The sequence below is a fragment of the Vibrio hyugaensis genome (assembly GCF_002906655.1).
GTDB lineage: Bacteria > Pseudomonadota > Gammaproteobacteria > Enterobacterales > Vibrionaceae > Vibrio > Vibrio hyugaensis.
In genome coordinates, this window is the sequence record NZ_CP025794.1 from 3,105,188 (window position 1) to 3,130,497 (window position 25,310).

The following is a 25,310-nucleotide window of genomic DNA, read 5'->3' on the forward strand; positions in this document are numbered from 1 at the left end:
GGTGTTCTCGTTAAATGCGTTGTCGTGCGTTCTTATGAGGTTTACTTTGCTAACAAGTGCTTCAATGTATTTTCGTACATGTCAGTCAGCTTCTCTAAGTCGTCAACTTTCACACACTCGTTCACTTTGTGAATCGTCGCGTTTACCGGGCCAAGTTCTACCACTTGACCACCCATGCGTGCGATAAAGCGACCATCAGATGTACCGCCCGTCGTCAGAAGCGCTGGCTTAGTGCTGTTTACTTCATCTACTGCTGCAACCACGGCATCCAGTAGAGCGCCAGTATCTGTTAAGAACGGGTCGCCGTTGAATGTCCATTTTAAGTCGTAATCCAATTCATGTTTGTCTAACGTTTCGGTCACGCGTTGAACGATAACGTCGTTGCTTAGCTCTGTACTAAAGCGCAGGTTGAACTGAACATTGAACTCACCAGGAATGACGTTAGACGCACCAGTACCAGCCGACACGTTCGGGATCTGGAAGCTGGTTGGAGGGAAGTAGTCGTTACCTTGGTCCCACTCGGTTGTCGCGAGTTCGTGAATCGCCATTAGAGACTGGTGAACTGGATTACTTGCTAGGTGAGGGTAGGCGACATGACCTTGTGTCCCATTTACCGTTAGGTCACCAGTGATCGATCCACGACGACCATTTTTCACCACATCGCCGACGACTTCTGTACTTGAAGGTTCGCCCACGATACACATATCGATGTTCTCACCGCGTTCCATTAGGGTTTCAACCACGCGAACGGTACCGTTAATGAACGGGCCTTCTTCGTCAGAAGTGATCAAAAAGCCAATAGAGCCTTTATGGTCTGGGTTTTCTGCGATAAAACGTTCTACCGCCACCACCATGCAAGCCAATGAGCCTTTCATATCTGCCGCGCCGCGACCATGCAAGTAACCATCGATAATGGTTGGCTCAAATGGGGGGGTGTTCCATTGCTCTAGCTTGCCCGCAGGAACCACATCGGTGTGACCGGCAAAAGCAAACAGCGGCGCTTCTGTACCACGTCGAGCCCAGAAGTTTGTGGTGTCTTCAAACACCATGACTTCGATTTCAAAACCTAGTGCTTTTAGGCGTTCGATCATTACATCCTGACAGCCTGCATCTTCAGGCGTTACGGACTGGCGGCTGATCAGGTCTTTAGCGAGTGCCAGTACTGGACTGTCTGTCATCCTTGAATATTCCTTACATTAAGAGTTAAAAATGGTCGCGTATTGGTCTGCTTTGAAACCGATATGGAGCTGGTTTTCGACTTTTAAGATTGGGCGCTTGATCATTGCTGGGTTCTCTACCAACAGAGCAATTGCATTTTCTTCGTTAAGTGAATCTTTTTGTTCTTGAGTCAGTTGACGGAAAGTCGTACCACGTTTGTTGAGGACTTGTTCCCAACCCAGTGCTTTACAAAACTCAGTAACCATCGCGGCATCGATACCTTGTTTACGGTAGTCGTGGAAATCAAACGCTAGGTCTTCTGCTTCTAGCCATTTTTTGGCTTTTTTAATTGTGTCGCAATTTGGGATGCCGAACATGGTAATCGTCATATTATTTCCTTTTCTTTTTATTTTTTACTCATCGGTTAGCGTTATGAATACCCGATGTAGCGTTGTTTTTGGCTGTTCAAGCATCCTATCAAGAAGCAACCAAACTGACAAAATCATGCGGTCAATATTTTACGTGTCTCGGTTTTGTTTTATTTACGTCAGTAGCTCACTCCCCCATCAAATGGCATTCAGATTGATAAAAAACTCGGCTAAATAGCACGGAAAAGTCGAGTTATTGATCAAACGCAACATTTCGCCGGACAAAAAAGAAATAATGAATCAGCACAATTTTAGGAGGTGTCAATGGAATTGAGTCCTGTTTTTGCAAGGCGGCTATATTTGGCCTTGTTGGTGGAAAACCTAGAAAGGCCAAATGTACCAAAATTGATCGAAAGAACGGGGTGGCCTCGTCGTACTATTCAAGATGTACTCAAGGCATTACCGGGGATCGGCATCGAACTTATCTTCGTTCAAGATGGCCGACGTCATAATGACGGCTATTACCAACTTTCAGATTGGGGACCTTTTGATGTTCAATGGGTTCTTGAACGGGAGGGAGATATCGCTAGCAGTCTTGGATTTCGTGCATAAGCCAGCAATTGCTGGCTTTTTTTACATTCGAGAAAAGTTTACTGACAGCGGTAGGCTGTGCCTAGCACACTAAATGAAGTGGTGAAGTCTTGAGGAGAGATCATAAACACCGTATCAGCGCCTATGGCAGATGCCTTGTTTTTTAGATCGTGCATTGCACCTTGCATCATGGCATCGTTGGTGTAGAACAAGTAACTGTACCAATGGCCTTCGCTGCCAGTCACTTCTCCTAAATACTCACAATGCTCTGGGTTGAATTGGCTATCAATGCGAACTTGCACATTCTCACTTGGCTCGAAAGGCAAAGTTGAAGGCGTTGAACATCCCATCAAAGCCAGTGCGATGCATCCTGTCATCACATATCGAAACATGTTATCTCCCTATTACGATGTAAGTGGCAAAACTAACCCAACTCAGAACCAGTAGAACCCATGGCAAAATAGTGGGTTTGTTTGCTGGTGTTTGTGTAGCAACAACGTCTTGCTCTGCGACATCTTCATGCTGGCGTTGTTTTTCTTTTTGCTGTTTTTTCTTAGCTCGATCGGCTTGGCGATTACGTTCTTTTTGTTGTTTCTTGTATTGAGCAATGCCTTTTTCGATGCCCTGAGCGATTAATTTGGTTTGATCTTTGGTCTGACCTGGTTTCTGTGTTGCTTTGGCGATCTTCATTGCTTCCGTTTGGGTTTCTTGGGAAGGAACGGGTACTGTTGTGTTTTTCTTTTTCATATTTTTTCGACGTCGCTGTAAATCTAACCTTAGTTTACCTGCGTAAGATGACGAAATGAACTTTAGTTCTCATGTTTGCGGTGTTGCAACTCTGAAGCGATCGGTTAAAGTGGCATTTTTATGAAACTAAGAAGACGATATTGTGCGTTACTCATTCGATCAGTACGACGCTCATGGATTTTTGAAAGCGCCAATTATGTTATGGCTAGGATGGATGTTCCTAGCGCGCTCTTGGGTGGTGTTTGCCATGGCAGGAGTGAGTAGAGACAGCGGCAGTAAGATATTATCGATTGTTTACCCTGACTCCAATACGTTATACCTTGGGCTATCGATGGGTATTCCAAGCCTACTATTGATGTGGTTGATGGGCTTGCGTCATCCAGACAGAGGTTGGGTGAATCAAATTACTCAGCATGGTCGTGCGATGACTTTGATCTTGTGCGGTATTCAACTGGCGCAGACCATGTATCATGTCTATCTCGAACATGGTGTATTCAATTGGGCGAACGCGCTTACAATTACCTTGTTAACTTGGTTTATGATCTATCTTCTTAATGGAAGATGGGTAAAAGACTGTTTCCACGTGCCACAGGTTGAGCACAAAGAAGAACAGCCAGCAAAAAATTAAAACAAAGCTCCCGCAAGGGGCAATGTATAGAGGAAATCTCAATGTCACAAGCTCAAACGGCGATTGTGCCTGAAGCAGGTCCATTTGCACTTTACACTCAGTTGAAAGTGAACCAAAACCGTGAAAACGTATTGGCGAAACTGAAAGCGCTTCCTGAGCTAGTAAAAGAGCTCAATGCGAGCCAACCAGGTGCAGATCTAACCCTTTCTATCGCATTCACCAAATCTTTTTGGCAGCACCTAAACATGCAAATGCCAGAAGAGTTGATTGACTTCCCTCAATTGGGTGAAGGCGACATCGTGGCGCCTGCGTCGGACGTAGATGTTCTGATCCACTGCCACTCAACGCGTCATGATTTACATTTCTATGTGCTACGTAAGTTCTTAGTAGACACAGCAGAAGACGTGACAGTGGTTGATGAGACATACGGTTACCGTTACCTAGATGCTCGTGACATGACAGATTTCGTCGACGGCACTGAAAACCCGAAAGGCGATGCACGTGCGGACGTTGCGTTGATCAAAGACGGCGCTTTCGCTGGTGGTAGTTACGTGATGGTGCAACGTTTTGAGCACAACCTACCTGCATGGAACCGCCTGAACGTATCGGCGCAAGAGAAAGTGATTGGTCGTACTAAACCTGATTCTATTGAATTAGAAGATGTACCTGCCGCTTCTCACGTTGGTCGCGTAGACATCAAAGAAGAAGGCAAAGGCCTCAAGATTGTTCGTCACAGCTTGCCATACGGCACGGTAACTGGCGCACACGGCTTGTTGTTCATCTCTTACTGCAACAACATCCACAACATCAAAGTGATGCTAGAGAGCATGTACGGTGTTACCGATGGTAAGACTGATCAACTGCTTCGTTTCACCAAAGCAGTAACAGGTGCATATTTCTTCGCTCCTTCACAAGAAATGCTGTCGGAATTAGCGATAAAATAATCGCTGACGAAAAGCTTCTCAAGCCCTCCAGCTCGGAGGGCTTTTTATTATCTATTGCCTTTTATCTTTTCTCTTCGGCTTTTACTTTCATCATTTTTTAAGAAATCACTAAACCTTTGCTAAGTGTGGTCGATAAGTATCCAAAGCCTTAATTTCAGGACCTTTATTCGTGGCGATCACCGTTAATACCAATGTGGCAGCACTTGTCGCACAGCGTCATTTGACCAGTGCAACCGATATGCTGAACCAATCCATGGAGCGTTTGTCTTCAGGGAAGCGTATTAATAGCGCAAAGGATGATGCTGCGGGTCTGCAAATCTCCAACCGCTTACAATCGCAAATGCGTGGTTTAGATGTTGCCGTGCGCAACGCGAACGACGGCATTTCCATCATGCAAACTGCGGAAGGCGCGATGAATGAGGTGACCAATATCATGCAGCGCATGCGTGATTTGTCGCTCCAGTCAGCCAATGGCTCAAACAGCAAAGCGGAACGCACTGCGTTGCAAGAAGAAGTCTCTGCTTTAAATGATGAGTTAAGCCGTATTGCGGAAACCACCTCATTTGGTGGGCGTAAATTACTGAATGGCACATTTGGCACATCGTCTTTTCAAATCGGTGCAACTGCTGGTGAAGCGGTACAAATTGGCTTACGGACTATGCAGCCTGAATCTTTTACTAGCTTTTCTATGAGTTCATATAAAAGGGTCGGCTCCGATTGGACGGTTCAAAACGGAAACAACGATATTGTTATCAACTATCGTGATAACAATTTTGAACAGCAGGAGATCCGTATTGAAGCTAAAGCAGGCGACGATATAGAAGAACTCGCTACTTACATTAATGGGCAAACCGATAAAGTAAAAGCGTCTGTTAATGAAGAGGGGCAACTGCAGTTACTGATGTCCCCTAAAGATGCCATAGGATACCCTGGACCAACCTTCAGTGGTGGTTTGGCTGATGAGTTAGAACTTGGCAAGTATGTCACAGTAAAAAGAACGGTAGATAAAATTGATATCAGTACGGTTGGTGGTGCTCAGATGGCGGTCGGTATTCTAGATGACGCCATGAAAACGGTGGACAGCAGTCGTGCTGAACTAGGCGCGTATCAAAACCGCTTTAATCACGCGATCAATAATCTGGATAATATCCACGAAAACCTAGCAGCATCGAACAGTCGCATTCAAGATACTGACTACGCCAAAGAAACCACGCAAATGGTGAAGCAACAAATTCTGCAGCAGGTAAGTACCTCTATTCTTGCACAAGCAAAACAAGCACCAAATCTCGCTTTAACCTTACTTGGCTAAGGCATTCTACTTCGCAATTTCAAGATAAAATCAGCCTGTATCGACAGCGAGAAAAGAAGCTTTAGCGAAAAATGAAAGTTTTTTTGCTTTTTTATCTGCTTCGTCACGATTGCCTCGCCAAACGAATTATTTTCAAAAAAATCTAAAATTTTTCCTAAAGAAATCAGGGCATGCGCCGTTAATAAAAGTAACTTTGAGAGAACTACTTGGTTTTCCGAGACGTCGGAAACCGCTACATCGGAAAATCAATTGGAGAAATCACCATGGCAGTGAATGTAAACACAAACGTATCAGCGATGACCGCTCAGCGTTACCTAAACAACGCAAACTCAGCACAACAAACTTCTATGGAGCGTTTGTCTTCAGGTTTCAAAATCAACAGCGCAAAAGACGACGCTGCGGGTCTTCAAATCTCGAACCGCTTGAACGTACAAAGCCGTGGCCTGGATGTGGCTGTTCGTAACGCGAACGACGGTATCTCGATTGCACAAACTGCTGAAGGTGCAATGAACGAGACGACTAACATCCTGCAACGTATGCGTGACCTGTCTCTTCAATCTGCGAACGGCTCTAACTCAAAATCTGAGCGTGTTGCGATTCAAGAAGAAGTAACGGCACTGAACGATGAATTAAACCGTATCGCTGAAACGACATCTTTCGGTGGTAACCGCCTACTTAACGGTACTTACGGCACTCAGTCTTTCCAAATCGGTGCGGACAACGGTGAAGCAGTAATGCTTAACCTAAAAGACATGCGCTCAGACAACCAAATGATGGGCGGCGTGAGCTACCAAGCTGAAAACGGTAAAGACAAAAACTGGAACGTTGCTGCTGATAAATCAGACATGAAAATCAGCCTGACTGACAGCTTTGGTCAAGAGCAAGAAATCAACATCAGCGCGAAAGCGGGTGACGATATCGAAGAGCTTGCGACGTACATCAACGGTCAAACAGACCTAGTGAAAGCGTCAGTAGACCAAGACGGTAAGCTGCAAGTCTTTGCGGGCAACAACAAAGTGGAAGGCGACGTGGAATTCTCTGGCGGCCTATCTGGTGAGCTAGGTCTGAGCGACGGTAAGAAAGTAACGGTTGATACTATCGACGTAACATCAGTAGGTGGCGCACAAGAATCTGTGGCTATCATTGATGCAGCATTGAAATATGTAGACAGCCACCGTGCAGAGCTAGGTGCTTTCCAAAATCGTTTCAACCACGCAATCAGCAACTTGGACAACATCAACGAGAACGTGAACGCGTCGAAGAGCCGTATCAAAGATACCGACTTCGCGAAAGAAACGACTCAGATGACCAAGTCACAAATTCTATCGCAAGCGTCAAGCTCAATCCTTGCGCAAGCGAAGCAAGCGCCAAACTCAGCGCTAAGTCTTCTAGGTTAATCCCTAACTTAAGACAAGAACCATATTGGCTCGTGGTGAGAGATGAGCGAGTAAACCCAGCTTCGGCTGGGTTTTTTTATGTCTGATTTTTTATTTTAAGCGAGTGTTATTTATCCCCAGTCGTAATATTAGAGATTCATCACACTTCATTAAGTCGAGGAAAATAATCGCAAAAAATTGAAATTTTCTCCTAAAGGATATTTATAGGCCGCCGTTAAAGGGACTGAGAGAAATGAGATGTACCTAAGTGAGGTGAGAGACACGACGGTACATCAACTAAAGCCTTAAGGAGATCAACTATGGCGATTAACGTTAATACTAACGTTTCTGCGATGACCGCACAGCGTTACCTAAACCAGGCGGCTGAAGGTCAACAAAAATCAATGGAGCGTTTGTCTTCGGGTTATAAAATCAATAGCGCGAAAGACGATGCTGCCGGTCTACAGATTTCTAACCGTTTGAACGCACAGAGCCGTGGTCTAGACATGGCTGTGAAAAATGCGAACGACGGTATTTCTATTGCACAGGTTGCTGAAGGTGCAATGAATGAATCTACCAACATCCTACAACGTATGCGTGACCTATCGCTTCAATCTGCGAACGGTTCAAACTCAAAATCAGAACGTGTAGCGATCCAAGAAGAAGTTACAGCGCTTAACGACGAACTAAACCGTATCGCTGAAACAACCTCTTTCGGTGGTAACAAGCTTCTTAACGGTACTTACGGTACTCAATCTTTCCAAATCGGTGCGGACTCAGGTGAAGCGGTCATGCTTTCTATGGGTAACCTACGTTCTGATACTTCTGCGATGGGCGGTAAGAGCTACGCAGCAGAAGACGGTAAAGATGCATCTTGGGCGGTTGGTGACAACACTGAACTTAAGCTGAACTACACCAACAAGCAAGGTGAAGAGAAAGAGCTGACTATCACGGCAAAGCAAGGCGATGATATTGAACAGCTAGCAACTTACATCAACGGTCAAAGCGAAGACGTTAAAGCGTCTGTTGGTGAAGACGGTAAGCTGCAAGTATTCGCTGCTACTCAAAAAGTAACAGGTGATGTTGAGTTCTCTGGCAACCTAGCAGGTGAAATTGGCTTCGGTGATGCGAAAGACGTAACGGTTAAAGACATCGACGTAACGTCAGTTGCAGGTTCTCAAGAAGCGGTAGCTATCATCGATGGCGCACTAAAATCAGTAGACAGCCAACGTGCGTCTCTTGGTGCATTCCAAAACCGTTTCAACCACGCAATCAGCAACCTAGACAACATTAACGAGAACGTTAACGCGTCTAACAGCCGTATTAAAGATACTGACTACGCGAAGGAAACAACGGCGATGACTAAGTCGCAAATCCTTCAACAAGCAAGTACTTCAATCTTGGCACAAGCGAAGCAGTCACCATCTGCGGCGCTGAGCTTGTTGGGCTAATTGGGTCGACTCAGCCTAGTGATACCATCACCAAAGCGATAGACCTAATCGTTAGCTCATAAGGTGGAAGGGAGATTGTAATGGAAATATCCTCCTACGCATCGAACATCCAGCCTTACGGCACACCGAGTGGCACAAAAGTTGCTAAAGAAAATGGCATAGGCACGCTTAACACAGCAAGTTCAAACGGTAATACTTCGCCTGTAAAAGCGAAGGAAACCGAACGTGACCTCTCTGTTCAAGCTGCGATTGAAATGGCGGAATCCCGCCAAAAGCTGAACAAAGAAGAGCGCGAGAAAATGGTTGAGCAAATGAATGAATTTGTGAGCGCCATGAATAAAGGAGTGGCGTTTCGAGTCGATGAAGAATCGGGTCGAGACGTCGTGACGATTTACGAAGCCACAACCGGTGATGTAATTCGTCAGATTCCTGATGAAGAAATGCTCGTGGTATTGCGTCGCCTAGCTGAGCACACAGCTAACCGCGGTTTGTTAGTTGAAAAGGTGTAAGTCGTTTTTGAGGTGATTTGATGAGTTTAGGCCCTTTGGGGATGTCTGGTGGCATGGATATCAATTCCATGGTCAGCAAAATTGTAGATGCCGAGCGTGTGCCAAAGCAGCAACGCATCGACAACGAGCGTACGACAATTGACGCCAGCATCAGTGCCTACGGGCGACTCAGAGAATCGTTGGATACGATGAAAAATCTCATGACGAACTTTCGTCAGGAGAAGGCGTTTGCCGTTCGTTCTGTAGAGACAACGGACGACGCAGTCGTATCTGCGACCGCAACAACAGACGCTATAGCCGGTAAGTATGCTATCGATGTGTTGCAGCTTGCACAGAGCCATAAAGTGGCTTCTGACGTTCTGCCAGAAGACGCAAAGTTTGGTCCTGGTAAGCTGCAGATTTCTCTTGGTGATGACACCTTCGACGTTAATGTCCGTTCTAGCTCTAAGCTAGTTGATGTCGTTCGTGGAATTAACAGCGCTAAGGATAACCCTGGCGTACGTGCTTCCTTAATTAACGACGTAGAAGGGCCGCGTTTGATCCTTGCTTCGAACCTGTCGGGCAAGGACCATCAACTTAAAGTCAGTGTGGACGCCGAAGCCGGCAGCCCTCTGAAACACTTCGAATACAAAACACTGGAAGACCGGGTGAATGCGCTTGAAGAAGCACGTGAAGCGGCTGAAGCAGTGTTAGGGCCTTTAAAAGCGCCTGAAACCGATGCAAACCAACCGGAAGCGTTGGATGCAGACGGCAATCCTATACCTCCTGAAGAACAAAAAGCGGCAGAGAATGTGCAAGATGGCGCAACGGATGAACCGATCTCTGCGGCGGGTGCTGCCGCTGCGAAAGCGGGTCAAGAAGCGATAGAAAAAGCCAATCAACGAGCGGGTATGCGTCCGCAAGACAGTATCCCTGGCTGGACTGAAACCGCTTCAGGTACACTCCTCGATTCTTACCGTTCACCGGAATTAGAGCTGGACGAAGATGCGATCGCCAAAGCGCCAGACGTACCCGGCTGGAACAATACCGCCTCAGGTACGTTGACCGATTCTTACGTCACAACCAAAGAAGCCAAGCAGCAATTAGAACAAGAAAAAGCCGAGATCGAAGAAAAGATTGCGGATGAAAAACAAGCGCTTGACCAAAAAGTGGAACGTGGAGAACTGACAGAAGAACAAGCAAAGACCATCCATCGCGCTAAATTAGAACCCGAAGAGCGTGAACGCCTTGAAAAGATAGATGTAGCAGAAGCTAAAATTGCTGAGGCTCAAAAATCCTTCGAGGCTTACACCGGTATGGCTCAAGTCCAAGCAGGACAAGACTCCATGGTGATGCTGGATGGTGTTGCGCAGTTGTCGAGTCACAACAATGTAATTGAAGATGCCATTGAGGGCGTGAACCTCACTTTGAAAGGCAAATCAGAGCTGGGTAAACCGCCTGCAGAAATCGGCGTTGAATATGACCGTCAAAGCGTGCGCTCAGATATCGAAAGCTTTGTTTCGGCTTACAACGCGTTCTATCAAACATCCAAAGCATTAGCGAACGTCGACCCAACGACAGGTCAACGCGGGCCTTTAGCGGGTGACAGTACTGTTCGTAACGCTGATTCTCGGTTGAAATCGGTCTTTTCGACCAACATTGAAAAAGCACCAGAGGACCTAAAATCGCTGACCGAATTTGGCATTACTACGACTCGTCAAGGTACGCTTGAAATCAACTACGACATGCTTGATCGTCAGCTGAACAATAACTTCAACGAGTTAGAGAAATTCTTTGGCGGCAATACCGGTTTTGCCAAACGTGTGGAAGATGCGATTCAAGGCATCACGGGCTTCACTGGCAGTATCCGTACTCGTGAAAAAAGCCTGACTGAACAAAACTATCGCCTGAGTGATGACCAAGCGGCACTCGATCGCCGCATGGACAGTTTAGAGAAGCGCACTCATGCAAAATTCGCTGCCATGCAAGACGCTACTGGCAAGATGCAAGGCCAACTTGGAGCGTTAATGAACGCGCTGGGCTAATAGATGCGAAATGAACTCATTGAAATTAGTGATACTGATCAACTAATTACGCAAGAACTGGAAAAAGTCGACGTTAATGCTGAAGAAATTCAACGTTTGGTCGATATCAGGGAACGGTTATTGCTAAACCTGCTACCCATTGTCGAGAGCAATCCGGTGCTAAAGCAGGAAGCAGAATGGCAAAATTTGCTTATTCGTACCAAAAGAATTGTCGAGCTGATGCAGACAGAGACTTCTAACGTGGGTAAAGAACTTCATAAGTTCCGTTATGGTCAACGTTCGCTTCAGCAGTACAAGAAATTTATATAAAAGAGGAATACTATGCGCGGTTCTTTGCAAGCATACAAAAAGGTATCAGTCGACAGCCAGCTAAGTGCGGCGTCTCCGCACAAAGTCATTCAAATGCTAATGGCAGGTGCGATTGAACGTCTGATCCAAGGTAAGGCAGCGATGCAAGCTGGCAATATTCCAGCAAAAGGTGAGCGTCTAGGTAAAGCGTTAGACATCATCATTGCGCTACGCAGTTGCTTATCAATGGATGACGGTGGTGATATTGCTTCAAACTTAGATTCACTATACGAGTTCATGATTACTCAGATCTCTGCAGCGAACCATCAGAATGATCCTCAGCCAATCGACGACGTTATCGATATTATCCGTGAGATCAAATCAGCTTGGGACCAGATCCCGACTGAATTCCATAACCTAACGGCAGCGGAAGTGGGCATTTAATAATCAAAACAATACCTTACTCAAATAGTAGGGTATTGCGTCTGATTGCACTGAAAGTCGTTCAGCAAAGTTACAATCAAGCTCACACCTCTTTATTGCTTGGTTGCCTTATTTTTTTATTCAAATAAAATAGAAGTCATTAGTGGCCCTAATGGCTTTTTTTTGTTGCTGATTTTCCTATTTTGTCTATCGTTAATTGAGAGTGGTCCCACCTTTCCGACACTCAATTGCGCAAATCAAGGTCTGGCCGCAACACACCCATAATAAAGGCAATCATTCTTACTTATGCAAGGTTTGGCAAAGCTGCTTGTAATTGATGACGATGCACCAAGTCGTTTAAATATAAGCAATATATTGGAATTTGTTGGAGAAAGTTGCGAAGCGGTCAGTTCTGATCAGCTAGGCGATATAGACTGGTCTAGCGTGTGGTCAGGTTGCATTGTTGGCAACATCTCTGCGGGTAGTGCCGCGACAAAGGTGATGGCTCACCTTAATGAAGCTTACCATATCCCACTTCTTGTCTTGGGCTCATTTCCACTGCCTGTTGATGACTTGCCAAACTTCGTCGGAGAGTTAGAGCAGCCGCTTAACTATCCGCAACTTAGCGAAGCTCTGCGTCACTGCAAAGATTTCCTTGGTCGTAAGGGTGTTAACGTTGTTGCAAGCGCACGCAAAAATACTCTTTTCCGTAGCCTTGTAGGCCAAAGCCGTGGCATTCAAGAAGTTCGTCATTTGATTGAACAAGTTTCTAATACTGAAGCAAACGTCCTGATCTTGGGTGAATCTGGCACGGGTAAAGAAGTTGTCGCACGTAATATTCATTACCATTCTGCTTACCGTAATGGCCCGTTTGTGCCAATTAACTGTGGCGCAATCCCGCCAGAGCTGTTGGAAAGTGAACTGTTTGGTCATGAGAAAGGTGCTTTCACGGGGGCATTGACCTCGCGTAAAGGCCGATTCGAATTGGCTGAAGGTGGTACGATCTTCCTTGATGAAATTGGCGATATGCCAATGTCGATGCAAGTGAAGTTGCTGCGCGTTCTACAAGAGCGTTGTTTTGAACGTGTAGGTGGTAACACCACGATTAAAGTAAACGTTCGTGTTGTAGCAGCAACGCACCGCAACCTAGAGAACATGATCGATGATGGCACATTCCGTGAAGATCTGTTCTACCGCCTCAATGTATTCCCAATCGAGATGCCGGCGCTGAAAGCACGTAAGCAAGATATTCCATTGCTACTGCAAGAATTGATGACGCGTTTGGAAGCCGAAGGTGGGCAACCAATTTGCTTTACGCCTCGTGCAATTAACTCCTTAATGGAACACAACTGGCCGGGTAACGTTCGCGAGCTTGCGAACCTTGTTGAACGCATGATTATTCTGTACCCGAACAGTTTGGTCGACGTAAACCATCTGCCAACCAAGTACCGTTACAGTGATATTCCTGAGTTCCAACCAGAAGGTAACCCGTTTACTTCGGTTGAAGAACAAGAGCGTGACGTGTTCCAAGATATCTTCTCTGAGAACTTCAGTTTTGAAGATCAAAGCGATCTGGACCACAACATGAATGCGCCTCAAGCACTGCCGCCAGAAGGCGTGAACTTGAAAGAGCTATTAGCCGATATGGAAGTCAATATGATCAGCCAAGCGTTAGAAGCGCAAGGTGGTGTGGTTGCACGAGCAGCAGATATGCTTGGAATGCGACGCACGACTTTGGTTGAGAAAATGCGTAAATACAACCTACAACGATAGGTAAAGTCTGACGTTCATACGGTTAAACTCTGAACGTTTTGTTATCTTTTCTGACAATAAAACCGCACTTTTCTTAGTGTCAACTTCTTGTCGATAACATAACGCTATGATAAATATAGAAAACAGCTTGGTATGCTAATTGCTTACCAAGCTGTTTTAGTATTTAAATGGCGATATTTCGACAGGCAGTGAATGGACAATAACACCAACCAATCCCATTTAGACTCAGTAGAGAATCAAGTAGAGCGTTACAAACAAGTTTTGGACGTGATGCCTGCTGGTGTGATCTTGCTCGATACACACGGTGTCGTTCGCGAAGCGAACCCAGAAGCACATCGAATTCTAGAGATTCCACTGGTCAACGAGAAATGGTTCAACATCATCCAAGCGGTCTTTGATCCGCGTGAAGATGATGGTCATGAAATCTCACTGCGTAATGGACGTAAAGTTCGCTTGGCGATCTCCGCTTCGGCGACGGGACAACTGATTCTGATCACCGACTTGACCGAAACACGCTTGCTGCAATCACGCGTGAGTGATTTGCAACGACTGTCCTCCTTAGGTCGCATGGTGGCGTCTTTGGCTCACCAAGTAAGAACGCCGTTATCGAGTGCCATGCTATATGCATCAAATTTAGGTGCGCCAAATCTCCCTCCAGCGACAAGAGAGCGATTTCAAAGCAAATTAATGGATCGACTGCACGATTTGGAGAAGCAGGTTAATGATATGCTGCTTTTTGCCAAGGGTGGTGATAATAAAGTCATTAAACCATTTAACATTGCTCAGCTTGTTGCGGAATACCAGCCGATGGTGGAAACCGCGCTGAAGAACAATAACATTGACTACTTCTTAGAAGTGGAAGAAGAACAGACTGAGCTGTTAGGCAATGCTAACGCCATTGCATCCGCACTGAGTAACTTGGTGATGAATGCGATTCAGATGTCTGGAAAGGAATCACAAATAGATGTCTTTTTCCGCCCGGTTAACGGTGAACTGCGCATTTCTGTGCAAGACAGCGGGCCGGGAGTACCAAAAGAACTACAAGCCAAAATTATGGAGCCGTTTTTTACCACGCGTTCTCAAGGAACCGGGTTGGGGCTCGCTGTAGTTCAAATGGTTTGCCGTGCCCATGACGGTCGATTGGAACTAATTTCAGAGCAGGGCGATGGAGCCTGCTTTACCATGTGCATTCCGCTAGAGCGAGTGCAAGCAGATACTGGAGAATCATAATGGCGCAAAGCAAAGTGCTGATCGTAGAAGACGATGAAGGTCTTCGTGAAGCCCTAGTAGATACTCTGGCTCTGGCAGGGTACGAATGGTTAGAAGCCGATTGTGCAGAAGATGCGTTAGTAAAGCTAAAGTCAAACGCGGTCGACATCGTGGTTTCTGACGTACAAATGGCAGGAATGGGCGGTTTGGCTCTGCTACGCAATATCAAACAGAATTGGCCGAACTTACCCGTTCTTCTTATGACGGCTTACGCAAACATTGAAGACGCAGTATCAGCAATGAAAGAAGGTGCGATTGATTACATGGCGAAGCCATTTGCACCAGAAGTACTGCTGAACATGGTGAGCCGTTACGCACCAATTAAGAGTGATGATAACGGTGACGCGGTCGTGGCGGACGAGAAAAGTCTGCGCCTATTGGCTTTGGCTGACAAAGTCGCGCGCACCGATGCAAACGTGATGATCTTGGGCCCAAGTGGCTCCGGTAAAGAAGTGATGTCCCGTTACATCCACAATGCGTCTAATCGCAAAGATGGCCCTTTTGTCGCAATCAACTGTGCGGCAATCCCAGACAACATGCTTGAAGCGACGTTGTTCGGCTACGAGAAAGGCGCGTTTACCGGTGCGGTTCAAGCGTGTCCGGGTAAGTTTGAGCAAGCACAAGGCGGTACGATTTTGCTGGATGAAATCAGTGAAATGGACTTGAGCTTACAAGCGAAACTGCTGCGTGTTTTACAAGAGCGAGAAGTGGAGCGTTTGGGTAGCCGCAAGAGCATCAAGCTCGATGTGCGTGTTCTTGCCACTAGTAACCGTGACCTCAAGCAGTACGTCTCAGAGGGTAACTTCCGTGAAGACTTGTACTACCGCTTGAACGTATTCCCAATTTCATGGCCGGCACTTTGTGAACGTAAGGGGGATATTGCGCCACTTGCAACGCATCTTGCTGAACGTCATTGCAGCAAAATGGGCATGCCAGTACCTAAGTTCTCACCAGTTGCATTAGATAAACTGCTTCAATATCCATGGCCGGGTAACGTTCGTGAGTTGGATAACGTGGTTCAGCGAGCACTCATTTTGAGCGAAAACGGTGACATCGATGCAGAACACATTTTGTTGGAAGGTGTAGATTGGCAAGATGCAAGCAGCCTGCAATCTGTTGTGCAAAATGCTGAGGTTTTGGTTCCCGATGTTAAGCCTGTTGCGCAAGTGGATCCGATCAACCGTGTTGCCGCTGGTGGTGAAGGCCTTGGTGGTGAACTGCGTGACCAAGAGTACGCGATCATTTTGGAAACCTTAATCGAATGTAACGGCCGCCGCAAAGAGATGGCAGAGAAATTAGGTATTAGTCCACGTACTCTGCGTTACAAACTCGCCAAAATGCGTGACGCTGGTATCGATATTCCTGCTTAGTACTCACATCAATAGCCATAGGACAAAAGTGTGGGTACACTACGGCACTATTGTCTTATGGCACAGTAATTGCTGTGTCAATAATCAGTTTTAGTTAATAGTCAAACTTTTGGCTTAGAGGTGACAATGAAAGTTGATGGTATTCAAGCACAAATGCGCGCCATGATGGTGGAAGCGACCAACACCGCTCCCGTTGCAACTGGTGCGAAAGTAGGGGCGGATTTTGGCGATCTCCTCACTAAAGCCATCAATAACGTTAACTCACTTCAAAAAACATCCGGCGACCTGCAAACGCGTTTCGATCGTGGTGACGCTGATGTTTCCCTTTCTGACGTTATGATTGCTCGTAACAAGTCCAGTGTTGCATTTGATGCCACTGTACAAATCCGCAATAAGCTCGTTGAGTCCTATAAGGATCTCATGAACATGCCAGTGTAATTTAGGTAATAAGTGTGGCAGACAAGTCTACAGATTTAACCGTCACCGATGGCGGCGCAGATGGTGCACTGATCGCTGGCTCAGATTTGGATGTGGATAGCCAAAACCCAGATCTTGAAGAGCGCAGTGCGTCAAAATTCGATATGGCAGTAGGTGACCTCGATTTACTTCGACAGGTTGTGCTTGTGCTGTCTATCTCTATCTGTGTTGCGTTAATTGTGATGCTGTTCTTCTGGGTGAAAGAGCCGGAAATGCGTCCTCTAGGTGCGTATGAAACCGAAGAACTGATCCCTGTGCTGGATTATCTTGATCAGCAAAAAATCAACTACAAGCTTGATGGCAATACGATCTCGGTTGAGTCGAGTGATTACAACTCGATCAAACTCGGCATGGTGCGCTCAGGTGTGAACCAAGCGACTGAGGCGGGTGATGATATTCTGCTGCAAGACATGGGCTTTGGTGTATCACAACGTTTGGAGCAAGAACGTTTGAAGCTCAGCCGTGAGCGTCAACTTGCGCAAGCGATTGAAGAGATGAAGCAAGTGCGTAAAGCTCGTGTGCTTCTTGCTTTGCCAAAACACAGTGTGTTCGTACGTCACAACCAAGAAGCGTCTGCTTCGGTATTTTTGACGCTCTCTACTGGTACAAGCCTTAAGCAACAAGAAGTTGACTCCATCGTAGACATGGTGGCGAGTGCTGTTCCCGGCATGAAGACGTCACGTATTACGGTGACCGATCAACACGGTCGTCTATTGAGCTCAGGCTCACAAGATCCTGCCTCTGCGGCTCGTCGTAAAGAGCAAGAACTTGAACGCAGCCAAGAACAAGCACTGCGAGAAAAAATTGATTCCGTTCTGCTGCCAATACTAGGTTTTGGTAACTACACCGCGCAAGTAGACATCCAAATGGATTTCAGTGCGGTAGAGCAGACTCGCAAACGTTTCGATCCAAATACACCAGCGACACGAAGCGAATACGCACTCGAAGATTACAACAACGGTAACATGGTGGCAGGCATTCCTGGCGCTTTGAGCAACCAACCGCCGGCGGACGCGTCTATCCCACAAGACGTCGCGCAGATGAAAGATGGCTCAATTACCGGCCAAGGCTCGGTGCGTAAAGAATCAACGCGCAACTTTGAACTCGATACCACCATCAGTCACGAACGTAAACAGACTGGTACGTTGGCACGCCAAACCGTTTCTGTAGCTATCAAAGACCGTCGCAGCGTGAATCCAGACACGGGTGAAGTGACCTACTCCCCAATGTCAGAATCTGAAATTAATGCCATTCGCCAAGTGCTGATCGGCACCGTCGGTTTTGACCAAAATCGTGGTGACTTACTCAACGTGTTAAGCGTGAAGTTTGCGGAGCCTGAACTTGAGCAAATGGTCGATCCACCGATTTGGGAGCATCCAAACTTCAATGATTGGGTTCGTTGGTTCGCAAGTGCGTTGGTCATCATCGTGGTTATCTTGGTCCTGGTGCGACCTGCAATGAAGAAGCTGCTCAACCCAGCGAGCAACGACGAAGACGAAATGTATGGACCAGATGGTTTGCCAATTGGTGCGGATGGCGAAACCAGCCTAATTGGTAGCGACATCGAAAGCGGAGAACTGTTTGAGTTTGGCTCAAGCATTGATTTGCCTAACCTTCACAAAGATGAAGATGTACTGAAAGCGGTTCGCGCTCTGGTTGCAAACGAGCCTGAACTCGCTGCTCAAGTTGTGAAAAATTGGATGAATGACAATGGCTAACGATATCGTTCCTCAAGATGAAAATGGCGGATTGCCGGTAGAATTTGATGCATCCACCATTACCGGTGAAGAAAAAGCAGCCATTTTGTTGCTTAGCTTAAATGAGAGCGACGCGGCAGGCATTATTCGCCACCTAGAACCAAAACAGGTTCAGCGTGTGGGTAGTGCAATGGCGAAGGCAAAAGACCTAAGCCAAGACAAAGTCTCTGCGGTTCACCGAGCGTTTTTGGAAGACATCCAGAAATACACCAACATCGGTATGGGCAGCGAAGACTTCATGCGTAATGCGCTGGTTGCTGCACTGGGTGAAGACAAAGCGAACAACTTGGTTGACCAAATCCTACTGGGTACGGGCTCGAAAGGTCTGGATTCATTGAAATGGATGGACCCTCGCCAAGTGGCAAGCATCATTGTCAATGAGCACCCGCAGATCCAAACCATTGTTTTATCTTACTTGGAAGCGGATCAGTCGGCAGAAATTCTTTCTCAGTTCCCAGAGCGTGTGCGTCTGGACCTGATGATGCGTATTGCCAACCTAGAAGAAGTTCAACCGTCTGCACTGGCAGAGCTGAACGAAATCATGGAGAAACAGTTCGCAGGTCAAGCGGGAGCACAAGCGGCGAAGATTGGCGGCCTGAAGGCAGCGGCAGAAATCATGAACTACCTAGACAACAACGTCGAAGGTATCTTGATGGAACAAATTCGCGACCAAGACGAAGACATGGCGACACAAATCCAAGACCTTATGTTCGTATTCGAGAACTTGGTGGAAGTGGACGACCAAGGTATTCAGAAATTGCTGCGTGATGTTCCTCAAGACGTTCTGCAACGTGCGCTTAAAGGTGCCGATGATTCTCTACGTGAGAAAGTCTTTAAGAACATGTCTAAGCGTGCAGCTGAGATGATGCGCGACGATATCGAAGCAATGCCTCCGGTTCGCGTAGCAGACGTAGAAGCGGCGCAGAAAGAAATCTTGGCGATTGCTCGTCGTATGGCTGACGCTGGCGAAATCATGCTGTCTGGCGGCGCAGACGAATTCTTATAATCCTATCTTGTTCCTCCTGCTTATGTGGGAGGAACGCACTTCCATAAACAACGCACTTTATTTTCAACATCAATTTCAACATAGACAGATTGTAGGTTAAGCATGGCTGGCGATAGAAAACGTGGATTTATCCGTCCTGATGAAGACGATGCGATGATCGAACCGCAGCGCTGGGGTTTGCCTGATTACGGAGAGCCGAAAGCAAAGCAGGCCAAGCAAACTGCGTTTAACTACGATCCGGGTTGGGTGCCAAACTTTGAAGAGCCAGAGGAAGAGCAAGCGCTTGAGCTGACAGAAGAGCAGATTGAATTGATCAAGCAGGGCGCTTATCAAGAGGGTCTGTACCAAGGTCAAGAAGCGGGCTTTAAACAAGGTTACGACAAGGGTAAAGAAGAAGGCATTCAAGCAGGACATGCAGAAGGTCTTGAGCTCGGCAAAGTCGAAGGTGTGACGGCGGGGCAAGAGTACATTCAGCAGCAAGTAGAAACCTTCATGAACTTGGCAAACCAGTTCGCTCAGCCTTTGGAGCTCATGAACACTCAGGTTGAAAAGCAGCTGATAGACATGGTGTTGTGCCTAGTTAAAGAAGTCGTGCACGTGGAAGTGCAAACCAATCCTCAAATTATTCTCGATACGGTGAAGCAGTCTGTAGAAGCGTTGCCTATTTCTGGTCATCCAATCACCTTGCATTTGAACCCCGATGATGTCGCGATCATCCGTTCTGCATATGGTGAAGAAGAGCTCGATTGTCGTAACTGGACTTTGGTCTCTGAACCAGCGCTAAACCGTGGCGATGTACAAATCGCAGCGGGTGAATCGAGCATTAACTACCGCATGGAAGAACGCGTGAAAAGCGTGTTGAACAGCTTTTGTGGTGCAAATCGCCATCAAGGGAGCGAGTAATCCATGCAAGCCTTGGCCGACCGCTTAAAAAACTACAAAGTTGAAGGTTTAACCACACGCCCTGTTGCTTCCGGCAAGCTTGTGCGTGTTGTTGGCTTAACTTTGGAAGCGACGGGTTGCCGTGCGCCAATTGGCAGTTTGTGTTTGGTCGAAACTATGTCCGGTCATATGGAAGCGGAAGTGGTGGGCTTTTCTGGAGACAATCTTTTCTTAATGCCGAGTGAGCAAATCACAGGCATCTTACCGGGCGCGAAAGTGACACCTTTAACCAGCGAGGCTGGTCTGCCTGTTGGTATGGAACTGCTAGGTCGCGTGATCGACGGTGTGGGTAACCCACTGGACGGTCTTGGTCCGTTTTACACCGAGCAACGCGCTTCGTTCAATGCCGAACCTATTAACCCATTGGCACGTAAACCGATATCCGAACCACTCGACGTCGGCTTGAAAGCCATCAACGGTTTATTGACGGTCGGTAAAGGTCAGCGTATTGGTCTGTTTGCCGGTTCTGGTGTGGGTAAGTCCGTTACCCTAGGTATGATGACGCGCGGCACGACAGCACAAGTGGTTGTGGTTGGTCTGATTGGTGAACGTGGACGCGAAGTAAAAGAATTCATCGAAGAGATTTTGGGTGAAGATGGACGTCGCCGCTCTGTGGTGGTAGCCGCGCCTGCCGATGCCTCCCCTTTGATGCGTTTGAAGGGTTGCCAAACTGCCCTGACGATTGCCGAATACTTCCGTGACCAAGGGTTAGATGTTCTTCTATTGATGGATTCACTGACTCGTTTTGCTCAAGCACAGCGCGAAATTGCACTGTCAGTCGGTGAGCCGCCAGCAACCAAAGGTTATCCACCTTCGGTATTTGCGAAATTACCGGCGTTGGTAGAGCGTGCGGGTAATGGCAGTGATGACCAAGGTTCGATCACCGCTTTCTTTACTGTTTTAACCGAGGGTGATGATCTACAAGATCCGATTGCCGATGCGTCACGTGCGATCCTCGATGGCCACATCGTGTTATCCCGAGAAATGGCCGATGCGGGTCACTACCCTGCGATTGACGTTGAGAAATCGGTGAGCCGCGTTATGCCGCAAATCACCACCGAAGAACACGTATTGATGTCGAAAGCTGTGCGCCAAGTGCTCTCCATTTGCCGTAAAAACCAAGACTTGGTGTCGATTGGTGCGTACAAGCCGGGTACTGATCCAGCGATCGATGGTGCGTTTACCCTCAAGCCAAGATTGGACGAATACCTACAACAACGTATGAAAGAATCCGTACCATACGATATGTGTGTCAACATGTTGAAAAGCATTTTAGGTGGGTAATAGCGCATGAATAACGCGATGGAATTCCTACTTGATCAAGCGAAAGAGCGTGAAGACCAAGCGGTGTTGGCACTGAACAAAGCACGCTCAGAGCTTGAAGACTACTACCGCCAAGTCGAACAGATTGAAAAGTACCGTTTAGATTACTGCCAACAGTTAGTCGATCGCGGTATGGCAGGTCTGACGGCCAGTCAATATGGTCACTTAAACCGATTCTTAACCCAACTTGATGAGACTCTATCCAAGCAAAAGCAAGCGGAAAACCACTTCAAAGAGCAAGTCGTTAACTGCCAAGACTATTGGCTAAACATGCGTAAAGAGCGAATGTCTTATGAGTGGATGATTGATAAGCGTGAGAAAGAAAAGCAAATTGCGGAAGCTAAGCGAGAGCAAAAGCAAATGGATGAATTCTCCACTTTACTGTATAGCCGAAAACCGCAACGTTTTTAAGCGTCTCTAGTCGCTATGTAGTATTGTTTTTGTTGGCTACATGTCGACGGATTCAAGCAAAGTGACTTTAACCGAGTCTCGCTCAATCAACTCAAACACTTTTGGACGAATGTTGCTAATCCACCAATCATTGTAAGTGTCCGCATAAAGTCTCTGACGATCGGCTTCGCTATCAAATTCTCGCAACCACACAAAATAATCGTGCCCATCTTCGCCAGTGTGAACGTAAGTGTTCAATACGCGCATGCCTTTTGAACGTTGGTAGGGTAACAACTCGTTTTTCATCCACGTTAACCATTGTTCTGTTTTGCCTGTTTTGATTTTGTATTGGCGTAATTCTGTCACTTTCACAGTCGGTCCTCGTCGGTAGAGCAAGGTTACTGTTTACGCCTTGAAAGCGTTTGAGTCAAATTCATCGCACTAAGCCGTTTCTTCTAAGGTTGATCTTGATTCCATCATTCAATCTAGCCTGATGAGCGTCAGAAAACTCACGTTATGCGTTGGCGTGATTTTTGCAATTCTATTTGCCAAACGGGTTCTCCAATCACCTAATTTTGCCATGCAAGGCAATCCGGCAGCGGAATGACTCACGCTGACGATAACGAGAGTGTCTATATGAATGTGAATTTGTCGAATGTTTCTGCAACCAGTAAGTCATCGGTTTCCGATGCGTCTTCAAAAATTGATGCAGAAAACCCTGAAAGCAAAGGTTTTTTTGAAACCTTAGCTGGGGTATTTACGGATTCACAAAAAGCAGAAAAGGCCGTCGCGAAGTCTGACACGGCAGAAGCATCAACAGAAATTGAAAGCGAAAGCCTGAAAGTGGCCTCGACAGGCTCCGGAGGTGAGAGCCAAGAAAAAGTCACAACAGAAGGTGAGAAGACCACGTCAACCGAATCGACCGATGCGTTGCTGATTCAAGGCGAGACAAAGGCAACAAGCGATCAAGGTAGTAAAGCGACGCCTGCAGACTCTGATGTTGACACTGTTGGGGTAAATTCATCGGTTTCAAAGAGCGGCAGTGAAGTCCCTGTTGATACAAAATCTGATTCTGGTCACGCAGGGCCGACCTCCGTGGTGGCGAGTGAGGCTCAAAAGAACATATCCGATACCCAAGTACAGAGCGATAACGTAAAGAATGCGATGGGAGAAGGTCAACAGTTGCTTGGTCGAATTGAGCAAGCAAACCAAGCGCTAAAAACTAATGAGTCTTTAGTTGATAGCGGCAAAGCATTGCCACCAGAGGCAGCACTTGCAGCAAAGTCAATGATGACAGTAGATGGTAAGCCGTTATCACCAGAGCAACAGATCGAACTAGCGGCGTCAAATACGTTACCGCAAGATGGGATTGCCGTGTCGAAACAAGGTGAAACGGTGACTTTGGATGCCGACGGTAAACCAATTGGCCCACACCCTAAGACAGAAGCACAAATTGATTGGAATTCACCGAACACTCAAGCCATGCATGCAGAAGCAACCGTAAACGCGACGACGCAAGCTGCGGTTAACGGCCAAGTTGTCACACAAGGTGCGCAGCCGGTTATTGAATCTGAGGCGTTTCAACAGACCTTGTCCGCCGACGCTGAAACGATTGACGTAAAACGCATCTCTATCGATGAACTGCACGTCATCGATACAAAATTAGCGCAAGGAAAGCCGCTTTCTAAGCAAGAGCTCGATATCATTGAAGGGCTAAAAACGGGCGAACTTATTGCGGATATTCCAGAGCAAGGTTTGGCTCAATTTGTTGCCTTACCGAGTGATGTAAAAGTCGCGATGGCAGAACATCAAGCAGCTCAACACAATTCTAGAGCGGTTGCTTCAACGGTGACCGCTCAGCAAGCGCATCAACTTGCCGCGCAGGAACTAAAGCATACGACCGCACAAGTGAACACTCAAACTGCAGCAACGCCAAATGTCGATAAAGCGGCAATGTCTGTGATGCCAGAGGCACTAGCGGCTTCAACGATGAACCCTGTGAATCAAGCAGCATCGAGTGCTGAATTGAGTAAGAAGGTCATGAATGCTGGCCTTGCTGCTGGCGCATTAAAAGGTGCTGCGAATAAGCAAGACAAATCAGAGCCACAACCTAGTTTAGCTGGACAAATTCAAGCCTCAGCGAGTCAGCAAGGTGTGACAGCTCAGCAACAAACGAGAGTGGATGCCGCTCAGCAAGCTCAGTTGCCGTTGCAGCTAACCAAAGAACTTGCGAATGACCAAGTCGCTGAGAAAGTGCAAATGATGATGTCGAAGAACTTAAAGAACCTCGATATTCGCTTAGACCCACCAGAACTTGGTCGTATGCAGATCCGCATGACAATGAACAACGATCTTGCCAACGTTCATTTTACGGTAGCAAACCCACAAGCACGCGACTTAATTGAACAAACACTGCCTCGTTTAAGAGAAATGTTGGCGCAACAAGGCATGCAACTGGCAGATTCTTCAGTGCAACAACAAAGCAGTGGTCAGCAGCAAGGTGGCTATGCGAATGCGGATCAAAATGGTCAAAGCGGACAAGGTCGTGGATTTTCTGGCCAGTCAGATGAAAACTTTGATGCCGACGTGAATCTTGATTTGAATGTGGCCTCAAAGCGTGATGGAATTAGTTTTTACGCATAAAATAGCGGCCTAGAAAAAGCAGAACAATAAGAGATAGTAATGGCAGAAGAACAGCTACAAGGTGTTGATGCACCGAAAGGAAAAGGCAAACTACTGATCATCATCATTGCGGTAGTGGTGTTGCTTATCGGTGGTGGTGCGGCCGCCTTCTTTTTAATGGGTTCTGACGAGCCTGCGCAAGCCGCTCAAACTCAACAAGCGCAAGCAGCAACCGCTGCAGAGCCCATTGCTTACGTTAACATTGCACAACCATTTATTTTTAACGTGACGGGTGACCGTCGCGATAGACTGGTACAAATCAAAGCACAGCTGATGGTGCGCGGTAGTGAAAATGAGCAATTGGCTCGTTACCACTCCCCACTGATTGAAAGCTCTTTGTTGTCGACTTTCGCATCGGCAACCGTAGAGCAGCTTCGTTCACCTACGGGTCGTGTGGAACTGCGAGATCGCGCTTCAGACGACATCAAAGCGGCATTGAACGCGGCAGTTGGTAAGCCAGTGATTGAGAAAGTACTGTTTACAGATTTTGTAATTCAATAGGTAA

At 46.9% G+C, this 25,310-nt stretch carries 26 protein-coding genes; 21 read left to right on the top strand and 5 right to left on the bottom strand.

Annotated features, from left to right (window positions below; translation table 11 throughout):
- Positions 1-41 precede the first annotated feature (41 nt).
- Positions 42-1,178, bottom strand: a complete 1,137-nt coding sequence (dapE, locus tag C1S74_RS15300; RefSeq protein WP_045404047.1) for a succinyl-diaminopimelate desuccinylase — start codon at positions 1,176-1,178, stop codon at positions 42-44.
- A gap of 18 nt (positions 1,179-1,196) precedes the next feature.
- Entirely contained in the window at positions 1,197-1,547 is a 351-nt protein-coding gene (locus tag C1S74_RS15305) for an ArsC family reductase (protein ID WP_045404049.1), read from the bottom strand.
- 303 nt (positions 1,548-1,850) lie between these two features.
- Between C1S74_RS15305 and C1S74_RS15310 the strand changes: the two genes are divergently transcribed.
- The gene (locus C1S74_RS15310) at positions 1,851-2,138 is read left to right on the top strand and encodes a winged helix-turn-helix domain-containing protein (RefSeq protein WP_038864778.1); all 288 of its coding nucleotides are present in this window, start codon (positions 1,851-1,853) and stop codon (positions 2,136-2,138) included.
- Between the two features lie 38 nt (positions 2,139-2,176).
- Here the strand turns inward: C1S74_RS15310 and C1S74_RS15315 are convergent, their stop codons facing one another.
- Complete coding sequence (locus C1S74_RS15315; RefSeq protein WP_045404050.1) at positions 2,177-2,509, bottom strand: DUF4156 domain-containing protein; 333 nt, start codon at positions 2,507-2,509, stop codon at positions 2,177-2,179.
- Position 2,510: 1 nt separating this feature from the next.
- On the bottom strand, positions 2,511-2,864 hold the full coding sequence (locus tag C1S74_RS15320) for a DUF2956 domain-containing protein (RefSeq protein ID WP_045404052.1): 354 nt from the start codon (positions 2,862-2,864) through the stop codon (positions 2,511-2,513).
- A 142-nt stretch (positions 2,865-3,006) separates the two neighbouring features.
- On the opposite strand from C1S74_RS15320, the gene C1S74_RS15325 reads away from it, so the two are divergent.
- From C1S74_RS15325 to fliJ, 18 genes are all read left to right on the top strand, one after another.
- Positions 3,007-3,492: a DUF2919 domain-containing protein gene (locus tag C1S74_RS15325; RefSeq protein ID WP_038864785.1), complete on the top strand. Its 486-nt coding sequence runs from the start codon at positions 3,007-3,009 to the stop codon at positions 3,490-3,492.
- A 41-nt stretch (positions 3,493-3,533) separates the two neighbouring features.
- Positions 3,534-4,436, top strand: a complete 903-nt coding sequence (locus C1S74_RS15330) for a Dyp-type peroxidase (RefSeq protein WP_045404054.1) — start codon at positions 3,534-3,536, stop codon at positions 4,434-4,436.
- A 169-nt stretch (positions 4,437-4,605) separates the two neighbouring features.
- The gene (locus C1S74_RS15335; protein WP_045404056.1) at positions 4,606-5,745 is read left to right on the top strand and encodes a flagellin; all 1,140 of its coding nucleotides are present in this window, start codon (positions 4,606-4,608) and stop codon (positions 5,743-5,745) included.
- A 263-nt stretch (positions 5,746-6,008) separates the two neighbouring features.
- The gene (locus tag C1S74_RS15345; protein ID WP_045464157.1) at positions 6,009-7,142 is read left to right on the top strand and encodes a flagellin; all 1,134 of its coding nucleotides are present in this window, start codon (positions 6,009-6,011) and stop codon (positions 7,140-7,142) included.
- A gap of 299 nt (positions 7,143-7,441) precedes the next feature.
- The gene (locus C1S74_RS15350; RefSeq protein WP_045397792.1) at positions 7,442-8,572 is read left to right on the top strand and encodes a flagellin; all 1,131 of its coding nucleotides are present in this window, start codon (positions 7,442-7,444) and stop codon (positions 8,570-8,572) included.
- Positions 8,573-8,652: 80 nt separating this feature from the next.
- Positions 8,653-9,081, top strand: a complete 429-nt coding sequence (gene flaG, locus C1S74_RS15355) for a flagellar protein FlaG (protein WP_045397795.1) — start codon at positions 8,653-8,655, stop codon at positions 9,079-9,081.
- 20 nt (positions 9,082-9,101) lie between these two features.
- A complete protein-coding gene (fliD, locus tag C1S74_RS15360) occupies positions 9,102-11,105 on the top strand; it encodes a flagellar filament capping protein FliD (protein WP_045397798.1) in 2,004 nt (667 codons plus the stop codon).
- 3 nt (positions 11,106-11,108) lie between these two features.
- On the top strand, positions 11,109-11,414 hold the full coding sequence (locus C1S74_RS15365; protein ID WP_045397800.1) for a flagellar protein FliT: 306 nt from the start codon (positions 11,109-11,111) through the stop codon (positions 11,412-11,414).
- A 12-nt stretch (positions 11,415-11,426) separates the two neighbouring features.
- Complete coding sequence (gene fliS / locus C1S74_RS15370) at positions 11,427-11,837, top strand: flagellar export chaperone FliS (protein ID WP_005438665.1); 411 nt, start codon at positions 11,427-11,429, stop codon at positions 11,835-11,837.
- Between the two features lie 285 nt (positions 11,838-12,122).
- The gene (locus tag C1S74_RS15375) at positions 12,123-13,589 is read left to right on the top strand and encodes a sigma-54 dependent transcriptional regulator (RefSeq protein WP_045397802.1); all 1,467 of its coding nucleotides are present in this window, start codon (positions 12,123-12,125) and stop codon (positions 13,587-13,589) included.
- A 192-nt stretch (positions 13,590-13,781) separates the two neighbouring features.
- Positions 13,782-14,819 (top strand): sensor histidine kinase, encoded by a 1,038-nt coding sequence (locus C1S74_RS15380; RefSeq protein ID WP_038882126.1) that lies wholly within the window; start codon positions 13,782-13,784, stop codon positions 14,817-14,819.
- Positions 14,819-16,228 (top strand): sigma-54-dependent transcriptional regulator, encoded by a 1,410-nt coding sequence (locus tag C1S74_RS15385; protein WP_038882128.1) that lies wholly within the window; start codon positions 14,819-14,821, stop codon positions 16,226-16,228. The genes C1S74_RS15380 and C1S74_RS15385 overlap by 1 nt, the downstream gene beginning before the upstream one ends.
- 126 nt (positions 16,229-16,354) lie before the next feature.
- The gene (fliE, locus tag C1S74_RS15390) at positions 16,355-16,666 is read left to right on the top strand and encodes a flagellar hook-basal body complex protein FliE (RefSeq protein ID WP_038872101.1); all 312 of its coding nucleotides are present in this window, start codon (positions 16,355-16,357) and stop codon (positions 16,664-16,666) included.
- Positions 16,667-16,680: 14 nt separating this feature from the next.
- On the top strand, positions 16,681-18,423 hold the full coding sequence (gene fliF, locus C1S74_RS15395) for a flagellar basal-body MS-ring/collar protein FliF (RefSeq protein ID WP_103415300.1): 1,743 nt from the start codon (positions 16,681-16,683) through the stop codon (positions 18,421-18,423).
- Positions 18,416-19,468 carry a flagellar motor switch protein FliG gene (fliG, locus tag C1S74_RS15400; RefSeq protein ID WP_038872096.1) on the top strand — a complete coding sequence of 351 codons (1,053 nt, stop codon included), beginning with the start codon at positions 18,416-18,418 and terminating at the stop codon, positions 19,466-19,468. Before fliF ends, fliG begins: the two co-directional genes overlap by 8 nt.
- 102 nt (positions 19,469-19,570) lie before the next feature.
- Positions 19,571-20,371: a flagellar assembly protein FliH gene (fliH, locus tag C1S74_RS15405; protein ID WP_045397807.1), complete on the top strand. Its 801-nt coding sequence runs from the start codon at positions 19,571-19,573 to the stop codon at positions 20,369-20,371.
- 3 nt (positions 20,372-20,374) lie between these two features.
- Entirely contained in the window at positions 20,375-21,694 is a 1,320-nt protein-coding gene (gene fliI, locus C1S74_RS15410; protein ID WP_045397809.1) for a flagellar protein export ATPase FliI, read from the top strand.
- Positions 21,695-21,700: 6 nt separating this feature from the next.
- Entirely contained in the window at positions 21,701-22,144 is a 444-nt protein-coding gene (fliJ, locus tag C1S74_RS15415) for a flagellar export protein FliJ (protein ID WP_039974184.1), read from the top strand.
- A 36-nt stretch (positions 22,145-22,180) separates the two neighbouring features.
- Here the strand turns inward: fliJ and C1S74_RS15420 are convergent, their stop codons facing one another.
- Positions 22,181-22,495, bottom strand: a complete 315-nt coding sequence (locus C1S74_RS15420; RefSeq protein ID WP_045397812.1) for an NIPSNAP family protein — start codon at positions 22,493-22,495, stop codon at positions 22,181-22,183.
- 264 nt (positions 22,496-22,759) lie between these two features.
- Here C1S74_RS15420 and C1S74_RS15425 point away from each other — a divergent pair, with 264 nt between their 5' ends.
- Both C1S74_RS15425 and fliL read left to right on the top strand, forming a co-directional pair.
- Positions 22,760-24,766 carry a flagellar hook-length control protein FliK gene (locus C1S74_RS15425; RefSeq protein ID WP_045398005.1) on the top strand — a complete coding sequence of 669 codons (2,007 nt, stop codon included), beginning with the start codon at positions 22,760-22,762 and terminating at the stop codon, positions 24,764-24,766.
- A 39-nt stretch (positions 24,767-24,805) separates the two neighbouring features.
- Positions 24,806-25,306: a flagellar basal body-associated protein FliL gene (gene fliL, locus C1S74_RS15430; protein ID WP_045397814.1), complete on the top strand. Its 501-nt coding sequence runs from the start codon at positions 24,806-24,808 to the stop codon at positions 25,304-25,306.
- Positions 25,307-25,310 lie beyond the last annotated feature (4 nt).